Raw genomic sequence first — 15,893 nt, 5'->3', positions numbered from 1 at the left:
AAAATGATTTATTTTGTCAGCCTAATTGTAGCACTTTCGCGGCGGGAATGCAAGAGAGAAATGGGAAAAGGAGGGTCTGCGTTTGGCAAGGCCGCAGAGTTCCTTGGTCCGGGATATGGCAAGATTGCTGACATGGAGGCCATACCGCTCCTTGACCCATGCCTGGAGGTCCTTATAGGTGGCGCGTTTTGTCTGTAAACGCGTTTCGCCCTCATAGCCGTCTATCTCGACTATAAGGGCGAACACGTTACGATACACCGCCAACCTGATTCTTGACGTGGTGTTCGTATACTTGATGTTTGTGAACTCACGACAAAAAAGATATTTTTACCCAATTGGTGGGTGTATCTGAACTCTCACAGACGTGCTACTGAGGAAAACCGATACTTTAGCATGGAAAGTCCTTCTTATCTGAGACACTTATAATTCATCTAGTATAGAGGAAACTTTTTTCTTTTGTCCAATGCCGCTTTCTTTATTGCGTTCTAAAATAGATACAATAAAAGCAATTTGATTGTCAAACCACTTCAATGCCTCTAATAAATTGTTATCACTGACATATTTTAAGGCAGTATCAAATGGAACAGTTTCCCCCATCACTATTCCATTTTTCTTAAACGAATCAAAAACCTTTTCTTCGGCTTCAGCGTTTGCTGGTGGAAAGCCATATCCATTGAGAATACAAGTCAACTTTAAAGTATAACATTTCTGTTTATCCTTTATTGCAAGAGACAGAGATTTTCGCATCCCACCATCGTGCCGATATGTTTTAAGAATCACTCCGTGGAAAAGTGATTTCAAAAAAACTATGGTAAATCCCAAATCAGTATACTTCTTTTTTATTTGTCCCAAAATTGGAGCAAAGACTATTTTATTTACTTTTTCGGATTGCATATTAAATAGCATATTAAAATATAAATCTGTGATAACGGTGTCAGATTCTTTAAGCCAGTTTGATAAAAGTTTGGACTGTATATTGTCTGTCAATTTACAGGTGTACCATGCAGCAAAATATTCTTGGAAAGAGCGATGCGCAAAATGATAGTGCAGTCCATCTTTGATAATCATGCATACTGACGAGACGAGATCATCAAGGAATTCATCCACAGTAAATCTAAATTGGCTATATTTTTCCTTTGCCATAGAAATATATTCTCTCATTCGCATCTCAGTAAATTCGTATTCCGAATAGAAATATGATTTAAAGCAGATATAAGAAAAAACTAATTTAAAATCATCACATCCAAGCTGAGTTCTTATGTCTCTAACATATGCATCTTTAGTCGCGTCATGCATATTGAAAAGGGTCGCAAAGGCCTGATCGTAAAAATCATTCAATTTATCTGGAATAGCAGCATTGTTATTAAAAGTAAGCAACATAATATTAAGCAACAGAGGATTTTCTGAGAATGATTTATATTTGTCAAACAAAACATTTTCCAACTCTTTGCAAAAAATTGCTTTTACGGATTCGTCAAAATCAATTTTATCAACTAAACTAATTGCTTGTTGTTTGCTTAGCGGTTTAGTTTCAGTTTCCAGAAAGTCATTCCACCCAATAAACTGTTCAGATGGTCTAGAAGAGATCAGATAACAATTTTCACGATATTTATCTGATAAGCTTTTTATTTCAGAAGAAAGTCTTGTGGATTTATCTCTATTAAGTTCGTCAAACCCATCTAATAAAATGACATATCCACCTTCTCTCATGCTGTATTCATAGTATTCACGTTCTAGAGGAAATCCATTCTCTACTAGTGTATTATAAATGGTTTCTTCTATAGCCCCAGATTTGATTTCAAAGGAATTAAAACTTCTGAGTTCAATCATAACAGGAATATATCCTGTTGACATAATTGTATCCAAATATAGATGCTTGAAAAGAATTGATTTCCCAGTTCCTCCGGTTCCGGTAATAATTATTTTTTTCCCGATTTCTAAGAGGTTATTAATGGTGCTAGTATCAATAGTTTTTCCCTCATACCGTACGCCTATGCATTCATAAAAGTCATATAAATTTCTAGGAGAACGACGATAGATTATTGTCTTGATTTTGCTATATTTTCGATATGTATTATCCAAATACTGCTCATAGGCATCGCCATATCGCACGGAATCCTTAGCATCTATATCCTTAAACCATTTCTTAACCTTTTCCCATGAACATTTGATTGCGTCTTCTATTAAACCTGTAGCAACTTTAGTCACAATTTCAGTATTGTTAATATCCATATTTTCTCCTTAATTCTACCAATTATGCGGGTGCATCATTTTGTAGTTCAATTATAGTTTTTTAATACTTAATTACTCCCAGAATCTTGATTTGGGTTTCTGCACCGACTCGATTTTATTTCCTCTACAGCAAAGTAAATAGCGTGGTCGATAATGCCAAACGTGTACTTATAATTGTTTAACAGCTTGTTCAGCACGTCACGGCTCCACATCGCTCTTCCAGATGGAGAAGGAATACCTTGCTTGCGTAAATGCTCCTGGATTTTTTCCAAACTGTTTCCTGACAGGCATAGGCAAAATATCTCCCGCACGATTTCGGCCTCATGCTCAACTATTTCTATCCGCTTGTTCTTGTCACGCCGAAAGCCATAACATACCTTGCCAAAAATTTTTGATTCCAATGGGGACAACTTCACGGGTATCTTCCTTTCTTACATTATAGTGGGTTGCTCGAGTGTTTTCAAGTAGAACCTACAAGTTAGTGGAATTACTTTTGTTTTATTCCGCCACTAAACACGATTATTAGTGACTTATCAAGCATTCCCTTTTTGATAAGAACACAAAAAGCGTGGATTATGATGTTATCCCACGCTTTTTGGTTCATCTATAGAATTTTGGAGCATAAAAAAGGAGACAAAAGCCTCTAAAATGCTTTTGTCTCCTTTTGGTGGACCATCAGGGACTCGAACCCCGGACCGACCGGTTATGAGCCGGTTGCTCTAACCAACTGAGCTAATGGTCCTCAGTGCTTATATATAATAACACATCCGGACGAAATTGGCAAGTCTTTTTTTTAAGAAAGTTTCACGTAGAAAATGCGGGCAAACATTTGACAATCCCACAGGATATGATATAATAGAAAGACATATTGATTTTTGGAGTTGATCTCATTTGGATTTTAACCCTTTCCAGCTGATACAGACCGCCCTCGGGGCGGAGCTTGCAAATCAGGGCTTTAAAGAGCCGGAGCCCCTTGAGGATCCCGAGGGTCAGGCCGCCATCTTTGCCGCGGAGCAGGTGGCCTACAGCCTTTTGTACGACAGGAAAAAGAAGAGCTTTCTTCTGCGCTCCACAAACCTTGGGGAGGACGGCAAGCCCGGCGATTGGCGGACCCTGTCCACCTGGCTTTTCGACGCGGACTCCGGCGACCGCTCCGACGCGGAGAGCATAATAAACGACTTTCTGGAGATTATCCGGGGCCCAAAGCGGGTGGAGATGGTCCAGCAGCAGCGCAAGCGCGCAAAGGGCGAGGACCGCAACGTGGACCCCATGTTCTTCGTCAACCGGCTTGTGAGCCTGTTCCCGGACCTTAAAGGGCCGCTGAATGAAGAAAAAATAGTGTACGGCCGGGTGCGGTACATTACATTTATAAAGCAGCACGCCCTGCCGGAGATGGAGTCCCTGATAAGGGATTATCCCGACAGCGAGCCCGCCAAAAAGTTGGTGGAGCTTTTGGAGGATATGTATAAGAGCGGCGACCTGGACCTTCGGTCCATTGTGACCTATGTGGTGATAGACGGCCTGTCAAAGGAGAGCTTTGACAAGCTTTTCACCCTGATGGGGGAGGAGCTTAAAAAGGTGGCAAAGCCCGCCAGAAGACTTATCGGGAGGAACATCAAGCCCGAGAAGAAAAAGAAGCCGGGCAAGAAGGTGGAGGCAAGGCTGGGCAAATAAAACCGCCCTTTGGGGTTGACATTCCCGGGGGAAGGTGGTATACTGGATATACCTCGGAGTGGGGGCTTTTGTTTTTGTGCCCGCTTATGAGGGAGGCAAATACGTTGGGGCCGAAGGCTCCAAGTATCGCCCTTTATGCCTTGCGGCCTAAAGGGCCCGGTGTGGGCAGAGAGCGCTTTGCCCGATTAAAATAATATGGAGGTGCCGATAAAATGCGAGTGAAGATCGTGCTGGCCTGCACAGAGTGCAAGCAGAGAAACTATCTTACTAAGAAGAACAAGAAGAACGATCCCGACAGGCTGGAGATGAACAAATACTGCCGGTTCTGCCGGAAGCATACCCTGCACAGGGAAACCAAGTAAGGAGCGGGACAGATGGCTGATAACGAGAAGGGCAAGAAGCCCGAAGCAAAGCAGAACCCCAAGTCCATCGCCGCTTTCGGCCGCAAGGTCACAAAGTTTGTAAAGGACTGCCGGGGCGAGATCAAGAAGATAGTATGGCCCAGCCCCAAGGCCACCTTTAAGAACACCGGCGTGGTGCTGGTGACGATTATCGTGCTGGGCCTGTTCGTGTTTTTACTGGATACGGCTTTCATGAACCTTTTGGGGCTCGTGATGAACGTGGCCGCTTAAATGCGCGAGATGCGTTTGGACTTTTTAAGCTTTCACGAGAATATTTCCAGGAGGGGAACCCATGGCGGACGAAGCAAGATGGTATGTGGTGCATACCTACTCGGGATATGAGAACAAGGTGGCGTCCAACCTGAAGACAACGGTGGAGAACCGCCAGATGGAGGACCTGATACAGGAAATCCGGGTGCCCACGGAGATGGTGACGGAGATCACCGACGACGGCCGGCGCAAGGAGGTCGAGCGCAAGATATTCCCGGGCTATGTGATAGTGAAGATGGTGATGACCGACGAGAGCTGGTACGCCGTGCGGAACATCCGGGGCTGTACCGGGTTCGTTGGGCCGTCCAGCAAGCCGGTGCCTCTTACGGACCAGGAGGTCGCCAATCTGGGCATAGAGAAGCACGAGATCGAGGTCAGCTATAAGGTGGGCGACGCGGTGAGCATCGTGGGCGGCCCATTAGAGGGCTTTATCGGCGTTGTCGAGGAGCTGGAGCTGGACAAGAACCGCGTGCGGGTGATGGTGTCCATGTTCGGGCGCGACACCCCGGTGGAGTTGGAGCTGGACCAGGCGGAGCTGGTGTAAGGTGAAAGTTTTGTCCACCTTTTCAAGAGGCGGAATAGTTGTGCTTCGCAATAACTATGGGTGTGGGAGCAGTTGACGTTCGCTGCGCGAAGTCGCCCCACGACCTTGCCGAAGGCTAAAAATGTACTACAAAGCAAATAAAGGTTTTCCAGAGGAAAACCTTTACGAAAGTGGGAGGTATCAGTAAATCTTTTATGCTGACACCGCTTGCACCACAATATTGGAGGTTATAAGACAATGGCACAAAAGGTAACGGGCTTTATAAAGCTCCAGATCCCCGCCGGAAAAGCCACTCCGGCCCCCCCTGTGGGCCCGGCTCTGGGCCAGCACGGCGTGAACATTATGGCATTCACCAAGGAGTTCAACGAGCGCACCAAGAACGACGTGGGCATGATAATCCCCGTGGTCATCACCGTGTACGCCGACCGCTCCTTCACCTTCATCACCAAGACTCCCCCCGCCGCGGTGCTTATCAAGAAGGCCGCCGGCATTGAGACCGCCTCGGGCGAGCCCAACAAGAAGAAGGTCGCCAAGATCACAAAAGAGCAGGTCCAGAAGATAGCCGAGACCAAGATGCCCGACCTGAACGCGGGCTCTCTTGAGGCCGCAATGAGCATGATAGCCGGCACCGCCCGCAGCATGGGCGTTGAAGTGGAAGACTAAGGGAAGGGGGAAGCGGAAATGAAACATGGTAAGAAGTATAGAGAGAGCGCGAAGCTCATAGACCGTCAGAAGCTGTACGATACCGCCGAGGCCCTGGACCTCTGCGTAAAGACCGGCACCACCAAGTTCGACGAGACCGTTGAGCTGCATGTGAAGCTGGGCGTTGACGGCCGTCACGCCGACCAGCAGGTGCGCGGGGCAGTGGTGCTGCCCAACGGCACCGGCAAGAACGTGCGTGTTCTGGCCATCTGCAAGGGCGACAACATCGAGGCCGCCCAAGCCGCCGGAGCCGACTACGTCGGTGCGGAGGAGATGGTGCAGAAGATACAGTCCGAGGGCTGGATGGACTTCGACGTGGTAGTCACCTCCCCCGACATGATGGGCCTTGTGGGCCGTCTTGGCCGAGTGCTGGGCCCCAGGGGCCTTATGCCCAACCCTAAGGCGGGCACTGTGACCCCCGACATCGCCAAGGCCGTGCAGGACGCAAAGGCCGGTAAGATAGAGTACCGCCTTGATAAGACCAACATCATCCACTGCCCCATCGGCAAGGTGAGCTTTGGTGCCGAGAAGCTGACGGAAAACTTTGACGCGCTGATGGACGCCATAGTTAAGGCCAAGCCCGCCGCAGCCAAGGGCCAGTATGTGCGTAGCTGCACTGTGGCCGCCACTATGGGGCCTGGGGTTAAGATCAATCCGGCAAAGTTTGTCTGAGAAAAATCATCTGGTTAATAAAAGGACGCTCTCGGCTGGAGAGCGTCCTTTTTGATGGGGCGGAGCTATAGGTTCGGCCGGGACGATTTATTGGAAAGCATACCTGATACGCCGCGAATACCCCCATAGACCAGCCAGGCCAGCACGGAGCCCAGCAGTATCAGCAGACCAATACCCATGGCCAGAAGGACCTCAAAGCCCACATCGTGTCTCACTGCGAATAGGGAAGTGTAGGAGGCCCCAACTATCAGCGGCCCCAGGAACAGTGGGAGAAGCTTGAAAATAACGCGCTTTGCCTTAAAGCAGAGCAGGAGCTGCACCCCAAAGGTAAGAAGCACCGGCAGCACAAAATAGCAGAAACCGATGAGGTCGGTGAAGATGTACCTTACAAAAGACCAAGTGTCCAGCAGCATTTGCGGCCGCCCCCTTTTTCTTTTAGTATAGCAGCAGGGGCGGGGGGAGGTCAAGGTGGGGTGGGGTGGGGAGATTTAAGGAAATTGTAAGGCGTACAATTTTGGTGTTGACAACCCCCACAGCTTGTGCTATAATATTAAGGCTGTCAGACCAAAGACAGCAGGTGCGCCCGGGGATCGGGCGCTGAAACGGAGGTTTCCGGCCTGCCGAGGAAAGATTGGCGTTTGATTTTCGGCATTTTTGTGCCCCTTATCCAGCGTTTTATGCCTTTCCGCGGCCTTTCCCCGGAAAGGCATTTTTTATTCTATACGTTCGGAGGTGAAAGAATTTGCCCAGCGAGAAGATTTTAGAGCAGAAAAAGCAGCAGGTGGCCGAGCTCTGCGAGGCCTTCAAGGCGGCCAACGTTGGCGTGCTGGTGGACTATACCGGCATAAGCGTTGAGAAGGACACCAAGCTCCGCAAGCAGCTTAGAGAGGCTGGCTGCGAGTACAAGGTGGTGAAGAACACCCTGCTGTCCCGCGCCTTTAAGGACGCGGGCATCGACGGCCTGGACGAGGTTTTAAACGGCGCCACGGCCATTGCCTACAGCGACAAGGGTTATACCGACGCCCCCAAGATTTTCGCCGATTACATCAAGCAGAACCCCACCGGCAAGGTTGCCGTGAAGGGCGGCTTTATCGACGGAGCGGCTGTGGACGCGGCGAGCATCGACCGGCTTGCGAAGCTCCCCCCCAAGGAGGTGCTGGTGGCCCAGGTGCTCGGCGGCCTGAACGGACCCATACAGGGCTTTGCCAATGTGTGCAGCGGCGTTATGCGCAGCCTGGTCATCGCGCTGAACGCTATTGCGGAGAAGCAGAGTGCATAAACTTTGCACGTGAATTTCTGCAAGTCAGACGAAGAATTTGTTTGAGTAACTAAAATATTATATTTAAAATTGGAGGAAATTGCAATGTCTGAGAAAGTAACCAACCTGATTGAAGAAGTCAAGGCTCTTACCGTCCTGGAGCTTTCCGAGCTGGTAAAGGCTCTTGAGGAGGAGTTCGGCGTGTCCGCTGCCGCTCCCGCCGCCGTTGCCGTGGCTGCCGCCCCTGCCGGCGACGCTCCCGCCGCCGAGGAGAAGACCGAGTTCGACGTTATCCTGAAGGCCCCCGGTGCCAACAAGATCAATGTCATCAAGATCGTCAAGGAGGTCAGCGGCCTGGGCCTGAAGGAGGCCAAGGAGCTGGTGGACGGCGCTCCCAAGGCTGTTAAGGAGGGCATCTCCAAGGACGACGCCGAGGCTCTGAAGGCCAAGCTGGCCGAGGCCGGCGCCGAGGTGGAGCTGAAGTAAAAATTTGGCCGGGTCCAAGGGCTTGCCGTAGGCAAGCAATACAGTATATAGTAGCAGGCAGGTTGCAAAAACACAACCCGCCTGTTCTATTTTCCCATAGTTGTGAACATATTGTGAACATTTCAAATTTCACTTGCAATTTAGAAAAAAACGCGCTATAATGTAACCAATTTGTAACCCTTGAAATGAAAATGTAATTTTCGATAGACATAATCGAAGCTGTGAAGGCCGCCCTTCGGGCGGCGGGAGGGACATATGGGTAAGAAGGCTAAATTCGCGGTCACGTTTATTCTGGTCTTGGCGGGCACTATGATTCTGGTGGCGGTGCTCAGCGCCATGACTCAGGACAGCCCTCAGGCGGCCGCCGACAGGTATATACAGGAGCTGCACAGCGCCCAGCAGGCTAAGGAGCTTTCGGCCCCGGCCACGGGCCAGCAGGGGATATCCCTTTTTGCAAGCCTTACAGGTTTTATGTGCATAATCGCCACACCCCTTGTGGGCTGGCTCATGATAGCAAAGGCAAGGCGCAACAGCCAGCGCGCCCGGGAGCGGCGCATCAACCGCAGGTTACAGCGGGCTGTGACGGCGGCCCAGGGGCCGTCCTCCTTCGGGCCGGTGTCACCGAAATCACGCGTATAAGGGTTTTCGTCCTTTCATATTTTACCTCGAATTGGGCCGGCGTTATCGCCGGCTCGATTTTTTGGTTTACTTTTTGGCCTCCGGGGGCTTTGCCCCCAAGATCCCCACCACCTTTGAAAAGGTGGACGAAACTTTTAAATTTCTCTTGACAATTTTCGGGTTTTTTCGTATAGTATAGGGAGTGCGTTTGCATCTGTAAAAGGCCGTGCGTTCAGGAGGTCACGGCCATAAAAGCGGCCCGGTTTACGCTGCTCCGGCCTGCCCCGGTTTCGGGGAGGACCTAAAATCCTTTGCGGGAGGCAGCGGGCGACCGTCCGGGCCGGGTTATGTTGTGAATAACGAAAGACACGCAACTAATTTTTTCGCAAAGGGGATGCACCCAATGAACAATCCTAACAGTACGATCATTTCCCTTAAAGACATCACCGTTTCCTACGACGGCGAGCAGGTGCTTAAAGGCTTTTGCCTTGACATCCGCGACGGCGAGTTCCTTACCCTTCTGGGGCCCTCCGGCTGCGGCAAAACTACCGTGCTTCGCACCATCGGCGGCTTTATCAGGCCGGACGCGGGTGAGGTCTTTTTTAATGGGAAAAACATCACCGCCCTGCCCCCGCATAAGCGGGAGGTGAACACCATCTTTCAGAAGTACGCCCTTTTTCCCCATCTCAACGTCTATGACAACATCGCCTTCGGCATGAGGTTAAAGGGCAAGAGCGAGGGGGAGGTGAAGGACGCCGTACACAAAATGCTGGCCCTGGTGAACCTCTCGGGCTACGCCCACAGGGGTATCGGCCAGCTCTCCGGCGGGCAGCAGCAGCGAGTGGCCATGGCAAGGGCCCTTGCCAACGAGCCCAAGGTCCTGCTTCTGGACGAGCCGCTGTCCGCTTTGGACCTGAAGCTCAGGAAGGATATGCAGGTGGAGCTCAAGAAGCTTCAGCAGCAGACGGGGATAACCTTCGTTTTCGTCACCCACGACCAGGAGGAGGCTCTGTCCATGTCCGACCGGGTGGTGGTGATGGACGGCGGCGATATCCAGCAGATAGGCAGCCCCACCGATATATATAATGAGCCGGAAAATGCCTTTGTGGCTGACTTTATCGGTGAATCCAACATCCTGGATGGTCTGATGGTCCGGGACTTCGAGGTGAAGTTTGCCGGGCATAGGTTCAAGTGTCTTGACAAGGGCTTCGGGGACAACATACCAGTTGACGTGGTAATACGCCCGGAGGATATAGATGTGGTGGAGCCGGACTCCACACATATCACCGGCGAGGTGACAAACGTCACCTTTAAGGGGGTCCACTATGAGATTATTGTGGATGTGGCCGGGTTCAAGTGGATGATACAGTCCACGGACTATCGGGCGGTGGGGGACCGGATAGGCCTGTCCCTGACCCCGGACGACATACATGTTATGGCAAAGTCCCAGTATTCCGGTATGTTCGGCGACTACAGCACCTTCTCCGACGAGATGGAGGAGGACATAAACCAGACGGCGGAGCAGGAGGGCGGCGACGATGAAAACTAACTCCAAGCTCCTGTCGGCCCCCTATACCGTGTGGATGACTATCTTTATTGTACTTCCCATGGTGCTCGTAGCGTATTTTGCCTTTACAGACAAGCAGGGCAGCTTTACGCTTGAAAATATACTCAGCGTGGGCCAATACTCCAACGTGTTCCTGCGTTCCATCTGGCTGGGGGCGGTGGCAACGGCCATATGCCTTGTGCTGGGGTACCCCCTGGCGTACATAATCGCGAAGCTTCCGGCAAAGCGCCAGAGCGTTATGGTGATGCTGGTGATGCTGCCCATGTGGATGAACTTTTTGCTTCGCACCTACGCCTGGATGACCCTTTTGGAGGATAACGGGCTGATAAACGCGGCCCTCTCCGCCATAGGGCTCCCGAGGGCGCACATGATAAACACCGCCGGGGCGGTGGTGCTGGGGATGGTGTACAACTATATACCCTATATGGTGCTGCCCCTTTACAGCGTGCTGACAAAGATAGACGAGAGCGTTATCGAGGCCGCCCAGGACTTGGGGGCCAGCGACAGCAAGGTGTTCTTAAAGGTGGTCGTACCCATGAGTATGCCCGGGGTCATAAGCGGGGTGACCATGGTGTTCGTGCCTGCCGTGTCCACCTTCATCATCTCCAAGATGCTGGGGGGCGGGGGGAACCTGCTTATTGGCGACCTTATCGATATGCAGTTTTTGGGCAGCGCCTATAACCCCAACCTGGGCTCTGCCATCTCCCTGGTGCTGATGGTGATAATACTTATCTGCATGGGGATAATGAACCAGTTTGACGAGGCCGAGGACCAGGGGAAGGGGGGTATCATGCTGTGAGCCGTACAGTAGGAAAGCTTTACACCTTTTTGATATTCCTCTTTTTGTACGCGCCAATTTTGGTGCTTATTGTCTTCTCCTTTAACGACACTGAGACCGCCAGCCGCACGGTATTCGGCGGGTTCAGTCTCCGCTGGTACGAGAAGCTCTTTGAGGACCGGCTGATACTGGAGGCCCTCAGAAATACGCTGATAATAGCCGTGGCCGCTGCGGCGGCTTCAACCGTGCTGGGGACTATGGCGGCCATCGGCATAAACTCCATGAAACGGCTGCCAAAGCGCATAATGATGAACATCACCAACTTCCCCATGGTGAACCCGGAGATAGTCACAGGCGTGTCTATGATGCTGCTGTTCGTGTTCGCGGTGGGGGTGTTCGGGGGGCGGAGCCTTGGTATGGGGTCCATCATCGCGGCCCATATCACCTTCTGCCTGCCCTATGTGATACTCCAGGTGCTGCCAAAGCTCCGGCAGATGGACCCGGCGCTTTATGAGGCGGCACAGGACCTGGGGTGCCCGCCTGTAAAGGCTTTCCTCAAGGTGGTGCTGCCGGAGATAATGCCGGGGATAGTCACCGGGATGATAATGGCCTTTACCCTGTCCATCGACGACTTTGTCATAAGCTACTTTACCAGTGGCACCACCCAGACCCTGCCCATCTACATCTACTCCATGACCAGGAAAAGGGTGAGCCCGGAGATAAACGCACTTAGTACAGTGCTCTTTGCGGCGGTGATGGCGCTGCTTATCCTCGTGAACGTGCGCTCCTCAAACAGCGGGCAGAGGGCTGAGAAGGGGGGCGAGCGGGGATGAAAAGGTTTTTTGCTTTACTGCTGGCGCTGTTCCTTACAGCGCCCCTGTTCCCGGCCGTGCCCGCTGTGAGGGCCCGGGCGGCTGTGGATTACGACCCGGAGGCGACCATCAACGTCTACAGCTGGGGGGAGTACATCGCCAACGGCACGGACGGCTCCCTGGACATAAACGCGGAGTTTACAAAGCGCACGGGGATAAAGGTGAACTATACCACCTTCGACAGCAACGAGTCCCTGTACTCAAAGCTGGTGGGGGGCGGCGCGGATTATGACGTTATTGTGCCCTCGGACTATATGGTATCGCGGCTCATAAACGAGGATATGCTGCTCCCGCTGGACTTTGAGAATATCCCCAACTATCAGTATATTGACGGTCAGTTCAGAAGCCCCGGCTACGACCCGGAGAACAAATACTCCGTGCCGTACACCTGGGGCGTGGTGGGGGTATTCTACAACACCCAGTACATCGATGAAGTTACCAGCTGGGACAGCCTTTGGAACGATGAATACGCCGGGAAGATACTCATGTTCGACAACCCCCGGGACAGCTTTGCCATCGCCCAGTTCAGGCTGGGCCAGGACGTGAACACCACGGACCCGGAGGACTGGCGGGCGGCGGCGGACCTTCTAAAGGACCAGAAGCCGTTGATACAGGCCTATGTGATGGACCAGATATTTGACAAGATGGAGAGCGGCGAGGCCTGGATAGCGCCCTATTACGCCGGGGACGCGGCCATATTGGTGGACAACTCCGAGGACATCGCCTTTGCCGTGCCAGAGGAGGGGACCAACTTCTTCGTGGACGCCATGTGCGTGCCAAAGACCGCCAGCCATAAACGGGAGGCGGAGGAGTACATCAACTTCCTCTGCGACCCGGAGATAGCCGGGGCCAATATGGACTATGTGGGCTACTCCACCCCGGAGAGCTTGGCCAAGGAGTACCTGGACCCGGAGGTGGCCGAGAGCCCCCTGCACTATCCCAGCCAGGAGACCCTTTCAAGGACCCAGATCTTTGTGAACCTGCCCGAGGAGACCTCCCGGGAGGTGGACCGGCTCTGGGCCGAGGTGAAGATGGGCGGGCCCGGGGAGTCGGCGGTGCTGGTGGCCATAATCCTGGGGTTCCTGGGGGTATATATAGCGATAATTATTTATAAGCGCCGCAAGAGGAAGCGGGAGCTGGCGTGATACAAAATATTGCATGAACTGACAGGATATGCTATAATATGTTTGCTTGCCGACCGCCCTGGCAATGGGAGGAGGTGAAGCATTGTGAACATAGTGAACGACTTCTTAGTGTCTCTCTTAGCGGGTCTTGTCTTCCACTGCATGATCAAGTGGCTCCAGGACCATGGGCACGACGGCAAGTAAGCAAAAGAAAACCCCCGGAAGGGCCTCCGGGGGTTTTCTTTTGGTGAATTAGTGAACATAGTGAGTATACTTGTATTATAGCACGTGTCTCATCTAAATGCAAGCCCTTATTTCAGCAATCTCTCCCCGTCGAACACCAGCACACCCAGGGCGCTGCCGTTTTTACCGCCGGACAGCAGGTGCTTCTTGAAGACCCGCTGCATACTTGTGTCCTCCGGCAGCTGCTCCGTGGGACCCTCGGCGGCGGGGCCGAAAACCCGCCAGGCGTCCTGGAACGCGCCGTCGTCTATCTCAAGGATAGTGAAGTCGTCCTGGAAGCTGATGATATTCGAGCTGTCCCCCAGCACCCGGCGGTACTCCGGGTACAGGAGCCAGGAGTGGCATACGCACACAAGGGGGCCCTCCCCCCGCAGGTCCTTAAAGAAGTCATAGGCCAGTTTATAGGACTGGAGCCGGGCGTTAAGGTCGAAGGGCTCGCCGCTGGAGGGGATATGTATATTAAGGACCTTTTGGCCGGGCCGAAGGGTGATACCCGCCACCTCACGGGCGGGGTGGTCATAGGTGATGGTCTCGTACTCCAGCCGCCCCAGCTTTACGATGTCGCAGCGGTAGAAGATGGGGTACCAGAACTGGACGAAGGTGCCGAAGACTCCCTTGTTCGTCATGCATTCCACGGTTTTATAGCGCAGGTCGGCGAAGGTGTCGAAGAAGACCTGCTCGCTGATACCGGCGGCTATGTAGTCCTTATGGGCCCGCTCGGCGGCGAAGGCCAGAAACAGGCCCCAGACCGTGTGGACGCTTACGCCGGAGCTCTCCGCCATCTCGTCGATAAGCGGGGTTACAAGGCCGATGTCGAAGTCGTTCTCATAGAAGAACTCGATAGCGCCGTCCATGGCCGCCGGGTCCAGCTTGTCCGCGTCCCGGTTATAGGCAGCTTTTGCCTCGTCGGGAAAGCCGGTGCGGTCCATTAGCAGCTGTAAAAAGTCCTTGTTCATGTTGTACCTCCTAGTTTTTCAGTGTCGAGAATAATGGTCACAGGGCCGTCATTATCCACCGGCACCCGCATATCCGCGCCAAACTCCCCGGTGACCACCGGGACCCCAAGTTCTCCAAGCCGGTCCGCGAAGTACAGGAACAGCTCCCGGGCCCGGTCCGGGGGCGCGGCCAGGTCGAAGGAGGGCCTGCGGCCCTTTTTGCAGTCGGTGCCCAGGGTGAAGTTGGGGATAAGCAGCACCTGCCCGCCCGCGTCGGAGAGGGAGAGGTTCATCTTGTCCGCCTCGTCGGAGAAGACCCGCAGGCCGCTGAGTTTGCCGGCAAGTACATCGGCTTCACGCTCTGTGTCGCCCTTCACGACCCCCAGGAATACGGCAAGCCCCCGGCCGATGGAGCGGGTCTCTCCGCCGTTTATTGTCACCGAAGCGGACAGGGCTCGCTGAACTACCGCGCGCATAATAGCACCCCCATAGTTGATATCGTATATAGTCTAGCACAAAACCGGCAAAAGGTAAAGGGGAAGATTTATAAGAGGGGCTTTTTGGCTTGCAACCCGGGGGGGATTTTGCTATAATATGAAAAAATCACCCGGGAAAGGGGCGGCAGCATGATATACGAGATAAGCAATCAGTTCTTTACCGCGAAGATAGACAGCCTGGGGGCACAGCTCATATCCCTGAAGGGCTGCGGCGGGCACGAGTACCTGTGGGTGGGGAACCCGGAATACTGGCGGGAGCACGCGCCGGTGCTGTTCCCTATTGTGGGAGCCCTTAGGGAGAACCGCACGCGGATAGACGGCCGGTGGTACGAGATGAACCGCCACGGCTTTGCAAAGAGCAGGGAGTTCACCCTAAAGGAGCGGGGAGAGGACTGGCTGGCCCTGTCGCTGGAGTCAGGTGTGGAGACAAAGGCCATGTACCCCTTCGACTTTGAGCTCCTTGTAACATACTCGCTGACAGATGGGGGCATCGCCACCCGCTTCACCGTGAAGAATACCGGGGAGAGGCCCTTGCCCTACTCGGTGGGCGGGCACCCGGGCTTCAACCTGCCGGTGGACGAGGAGGCAGAGTTCGAGGACTATACCCTCCAGTTCCAGCAGCCCGAGAGTCAGGCCTGCCCGGAGATCGACCTTGGGACCGGCCTTATCCACGGAGAGAGAAAGGGCTTCCGGCTTGAGGGAAAGGAGATACCTTTACAGCACTCCCTGTTTTATCAGGACGCGCTGGTGTTCGAGCACCTAAACTCCCAGACGGTGCGGATAGTGAACAAGAAGTCCGGGAGGGGCATTGAGATGGACTTTGCCGGGTTCCCAATGCTGGGGGTATGGTCCGCGGTGAACGACGGGCCCTATGTGTGCCTTGAGCCCTGGACCGGCTGCGCCACCCTGACCACCGAGGGGGACGAGTTCAGGGAGAAGAAGGGCATGACAGAGCTCGCCCCCGGCGGGCAGGCAGAGCACAGCTTCACCGTCCGGGTGCTGGGCCGTTTGGAGGACTGA

General features: G+C 52.9%; 20 protein-coding genes, 1 tRNA gene and 1 other annotated feature. Of the genes, 14 read left to right on the top strand and 7 right to left on the bottom strand.

The window, feature by feature from the left end:
• Window positions 1-21: 21 nt before the first annotated feature.
• From ADH66_RS14295 to ADH66_RS14280, 4 genes are all read right to left on the bottom strand, one after another.
• Window positions 22-264, bottom strand: coding sequence for a hypothetical protein (locus ADH66_RS14295; protein WP_157767217.1), 243 nt, complete (start codon window positions 262-264; stop codon window positions 22-24).
• A 156-nt stretch (window positions 265-420) separates the two neighbouring features.
• On the bottom strand, window positions 421-2,232 hold the full coding sequence (locus tag ADH66_RS14290) for an NACHT domain-containing protein (protein ID WP_066539362.1): 1,812 nt from the start codon (window positions 2,230-2,232) through the stop codon (window positions 421-423).
• A 68-nt stretch (window positions 2,233-2,300) separates the two neighbouring features.
• A complete protein-coding gene (locus ADH66_RS14285; RefSeq protein ID WP_207652995.1) occupies window positions 2,301-2,633 on the bottom strand; it encodes a recombinase family protein in 333 nt (110 codons plus the stop codon).
• Between the two features lie 264 nt (window positions 2,634-2,897).
• Window positions 2,898-2,974, bottom strand: a tRNA-Ile gene (locus ADH66_RS14280).
• A 149-nt stretch (window positions 2,975-3,123) separates the two neighbouring features.
• On the opposite strand from ADH66_RS14280, the gene ADH66_RS14275 reads away from it, so the two are divergent.
• The 6 genes from ADH66_RS14275 (at window position 3,124) to rplA (ending at window position 6,495) form a co-directional block, all read left to right on the top strand.
• On the top strand, window positions 3,124-3,906 hold the full coding sequence (locus tag ADH66_RS14275; protein WP_066539366.1) for a DUF7674 family protein: 783 nt from the start codon (window positions 3,124-3,126) through the stop codon (window positions 3,904-3,906).
• A 212-nt stretch (window positions 3,907-4,118) separates the two neighbouring features.
• Window positions 4,119-4,268, top strand: coding sequence for a 50S ribosomal protein L33 (rpmG, locus tag ADH66_RS14270; protein WP_066539368.1), 150 nt, complete (start codon window positions 4,119-4,121; stop codon window positions 4,266-4,268).
• 12 nt (window positions 4,269-4,280) lie between these two features.
• Complete coding sequence (gene secE, locus ADH66_RS14265) at window positions 4,281-4,538, top strand: preprotein translocase subunit SecE (RefSeq protein WP_066539370.1); 258 nt, start codon at window positions 4,281-4,283, stop codon at window positions 4,536-4,538.
• Between the two features lie 61 nt (window positions 4,539-4,599).
• Window positions 4,600-5,121, top strand: a complete 522-nt coding sequence (gene nusG / locus ADH66_RS14260) for a transcription termination/antitermination protein NusG (protein ID WP_066539372.1) — start codon at window positions 4,600-4,602, stop codon at window positions 5,119-5,121.
• Between the two features lie 237 nt (window positions 5,122-5,358).
• Window positions 5,359-5,784 (top strand): 50S ribosomal protein L11, encoded by a 426-nt coding sequence (gene rplK / locus ADH66_RS14255; protein ID WP_066539374.1) that lies wholly within the window; start codon window positions 5,359-5,361, stop codon window positions 5,782-5,784.
• Between the two features lie 18 nt (window positions 5,785-5,802).
• Window positions 5,803-6,495 carry a 50S ribosomal protein L1 gene (gene rplA / locus ADH66_RS14250; RefSeq protein WP_066539376.1) on the top strand — a complete coding sequence of 231 codons (693 nt, stop codon included), beginning with the start codon at window positions 5,803-5,805 and terminating at the stop codon, window positions 6,493-6,495.
• A gap of 65 nt (window positions 6,496-6,560) precedes the next feature.
• Here the strand turns inward: rplA and ADH66_RS14245 are convergent, their stop codons facing one another.
• A complete protein-coding gene (locus tag ADH66_RS14245; RefSeq protein ID WP_066539381.1) occupies window positions 6,561-6,908 on the bottom strand; it encodes a hypothetical protein in 348 nt (115 codons plus the stop codon).
• 133 nt (window positions 6,909-7,041) lie between these two features.
• Window positions 7,042-7,219, top strand: a sequence feature (ribosomal protein L10 leader region).
• 18 nt (window positions 7,220-7,237) lie between these two features.
• Here ADH66_RS14245 and rplJ point away from each other — a divergent pair.
• The 7 genes from rplJ to ADH66_RS14210 all read left to right on the top strand — a co-directional run bounded on the left by rplJ (window position 7,238) and on the right by ADH66_RS14210 (window position 13,219).
• Window positions 7,238-7,774, top strand: coding sequence for a 50S ribosomal protein L10 (rplJ, locus tag ADH66_RS14240; RefSeq protein ID WP_066539382.1), 537 nt, complete (start codon window positions 7,238-7,240; stop codon window positions 7,772-7,774).
• 84 nt (window positions 7,775-7,858) lie between these two features.
• Complete coding sequence (rplL, locus tag ADH66_RS14235) at window positions 7,859-8,239, top strand: 50S ribosomal protein L7/L12 (RefSeq protein WP_066539384.1); 381 nt, start codon at window positions 7,859-7,861, stop codon at window positions 8,237-8,239.
• A gap of 255 nt (window positions 8,240-8,494) precedes the next feature.
• Entirely contained in the window at window positions 8,495-8,878 is a 384-nt protein-coding gene (locus tag ADH66_RS14230) for a hypothetical protein (RefSeq protein WP_066539386.1), read from the top strand.
• Window positions 8,879-9,260: 382 nt separating this feature from the next.
• Window positions 9,261-10,406, top strand: a complete 1,146-nt coding sequence (gene potA / locus ADH66_RS14225; RefSeq protein ID WP_066539388.1) for a spermidine/putrescine ABC transporter ATP-binding protein — start codon at window positions 9,261-9,263, stop codon at window positions 10,404-10,406.
• Window positions 10,396-11,223, top strand: coding sequence for an ABC transporter permease (locus tag ADH66_RS14220; protein ID WP_066539390.1), 828 nt, complete (start codon window positions 10,396-10,398; stop codon window positions 11,221-11,223). Before potA ends, ADH66_RS14220 begins: the two co-directional genes overlap by 11 nt.
• Window positions 11,220-12,035: an ABC transporter permease gene (locus ADH66_RS14215; protein ID WP_066539391.1), complete on the top strand. Its 816-nt coding sequence runs from the start codon at window positions 11,220-11,222 to the stop codon at window positions 12,033-12,035. Before ADH66_RS14220 ends, ADH66_RS14215 begins: the two co-directional genes overlap by 4 nt.
• Window positions 12,032-13,219 (top strand): ABC transporter substrate-binding protein, encoded by a 1,188-nt coding sequence (locus ADH66_RS14210; protein ID WP_066539392.1) that lies wholly within the window; start codon window positions 12,032-12,034, stop codon window positions 13,217-13,219. Before ADH66_RS14215 ends, ADH66_RS14210 begins: the two co-directional genes overlap by 4 nt.
• 290 nt (window positions 13,220-13,509) lie before the next feature.
• Here ADH66_RS14210 and ADH66_RS14205 read toward each other — a convergent pair whose 3' ends face one another.
• Together ADH66_RS14205 and dtd are read right to left on the bottom strand one after the other, a co-directional pair.
• A complete protein-coding gene (locus tag ADH66_RS14205; protein ID WP_066539393.1) occupies window positions 13,510-14,397 on the bottom strand; it encodes an acyltransferase domain-containing protein in 888 nt (295 codons plus the stop codon).
• The gene (dtd, locus tag ADH66_RS14200; protein ID WP_066539395.1) at window positions 14,394-14,852 is read right to left on the bottom strand and encodes a D-aminoacyl-tRNA deacylase; all 459 of its coding nucleotides are present in this window, start codon (window positions 14,850-14,852) and stop codon (window positions 14,394-14,396) included. Before dtd ends, ADH66_RS14205 begins: the two co-directional genes overlap by 4 nt.
• A gap of 150 nt (window positions 14,853-15,002) precedes the next feature.
• Here dtd and ADH66_RS14195 point away from each other — a divergent pair, with 150 nt between their 5' ends.
• Entirely contained in the window at window positions 15,003-15,893 is an 891-nt protein-coding gene (locus ADH66_RS14195) for an aldose 1-epimerase family protein (RefSeq protein ID WP_066539396.1), read from the top strand.

This window comes from Acutalibacter muris, assembly GCF_002201475.1.
Lineage (GTDB): Bacteria > Bacillota > Clostridia > Oscillospirales > Acutalibacteraceae > Acutalibacter > Acutalibacter muris.
Note: the sequence above shows the minus strand (reverse complement) of the source record. Positions and strands in the feature narration are given on the sequence as shown.

What these genes read in the sequence shown, in the direction of transcription:
- rplA (WP_066539376.1), top strand. Translation starts at nt 5,803, where the DNA reads ATGAAACATGGTAAGAAGTATAGAGAGAGCGCGAAGCTCATAGACCGT.
- ADH66_RS14220 (WP_066539390.1), top strand. Translation starts at nt 10,396, where the DNA reads ATGAAAACTAACTCCAAGCTCCTGTCGGCCCCCTATACCGTGTGGATG.
- ADH66_RS14210 (WP_066539392.1), top strand. Translation starts at nt 12,032, where the DNA reads ATGAAAAGGTTTTTTGCTTTACTGCTGGCGCTGTTCCTTACAGCGCCC.
- dtd (WP_066539395.1), bottom strand. Translation starts at nt 14,852, where the DNA reads ATGCGCGCGGTAGTTCAGCGAGCCCTGTCCGCTTCGGTGACAATAAAC.
- rpmG (WP_066539368.1), top strand. Translation starts at nt 4,119, where the DNA reads ATGCGAGTGAAGATCGTGCTGGCCTGCACAGAGTGCAAGCAGAGAAAC.
- ADH66_RS14230 (WP_066539386.1), top strand. Translation starts at nt 8,495, where the DNA reads ATGGGTAAGAAGGCTAAATTCGCGGTCACGTTTATTCTGGTCTTGGCG.
- ADH66_RS14290 (WP_066539362.1), bottom strand. Translation starts at nt 2,232, where the DNA reads ATGGATATTAACAATACTGAAATTGTGACTAAAGTTGCTACAGGTTTA.
- potA (WP_066539388.1), top strand. Translation starts at nt 9,261, where the DNA reads ATGAACAATCCTAACAGTACGATCATTTCCCTTAAAGACATCACCGTT.
- secE (WP_066539370.1), top strand. Translation starts at nt 4,281, where the DNA reads ATGGCTGATAACGAGAAGGGCAAGAAGCCCGAAGCAAAGCAGAACCCC.
- ADH66_RS14195 (WP_066539396.1), top strand. Translation starts at nt 15,003, where the DNA reads ATGATATACGAGATAAGCAATCAGTTCTTTACCGCGAAGATAGACAGC.
- ADH66_RS14205 (WP_066539393.1), bottom strand. Translation starts at nt 14,397, where the DNA reads ATGAACAAGGACTTTTTACAGCTGCTAATGGACCGCACCGGCTTTCCC.
- nusG (WP_066539372.1), top strand. Translation starts at nt 4,600, where the DNA reads ATGGCGGACGAAGCAAGATGGTATGTGGTGCATACCTACTCGGGATAT.
- ADH66_RS14245 (WP_066539381.1), bottom strand. Translation starts at nt 6,908, where the DNA reads ATGCTGCTGGACACTTGGTCTTTTGTAAGGTACATCTTCACCGACCTC.
- rplL (WP_066539384.1), top strand. Translation starts at nt 7,859, where the DNA reads ATGTCTGAGAAAGTAACCAACCTGATTGAAGAAGTCAAGGCTCTTACC.
- rplK (WP_066539374.1), top strand. Translation starts at nt 5,359, where the DNA reads ATGGCACAAAAGGTAACGGGCTTTATAAAGCTCCAGATCCCCGCCGGA.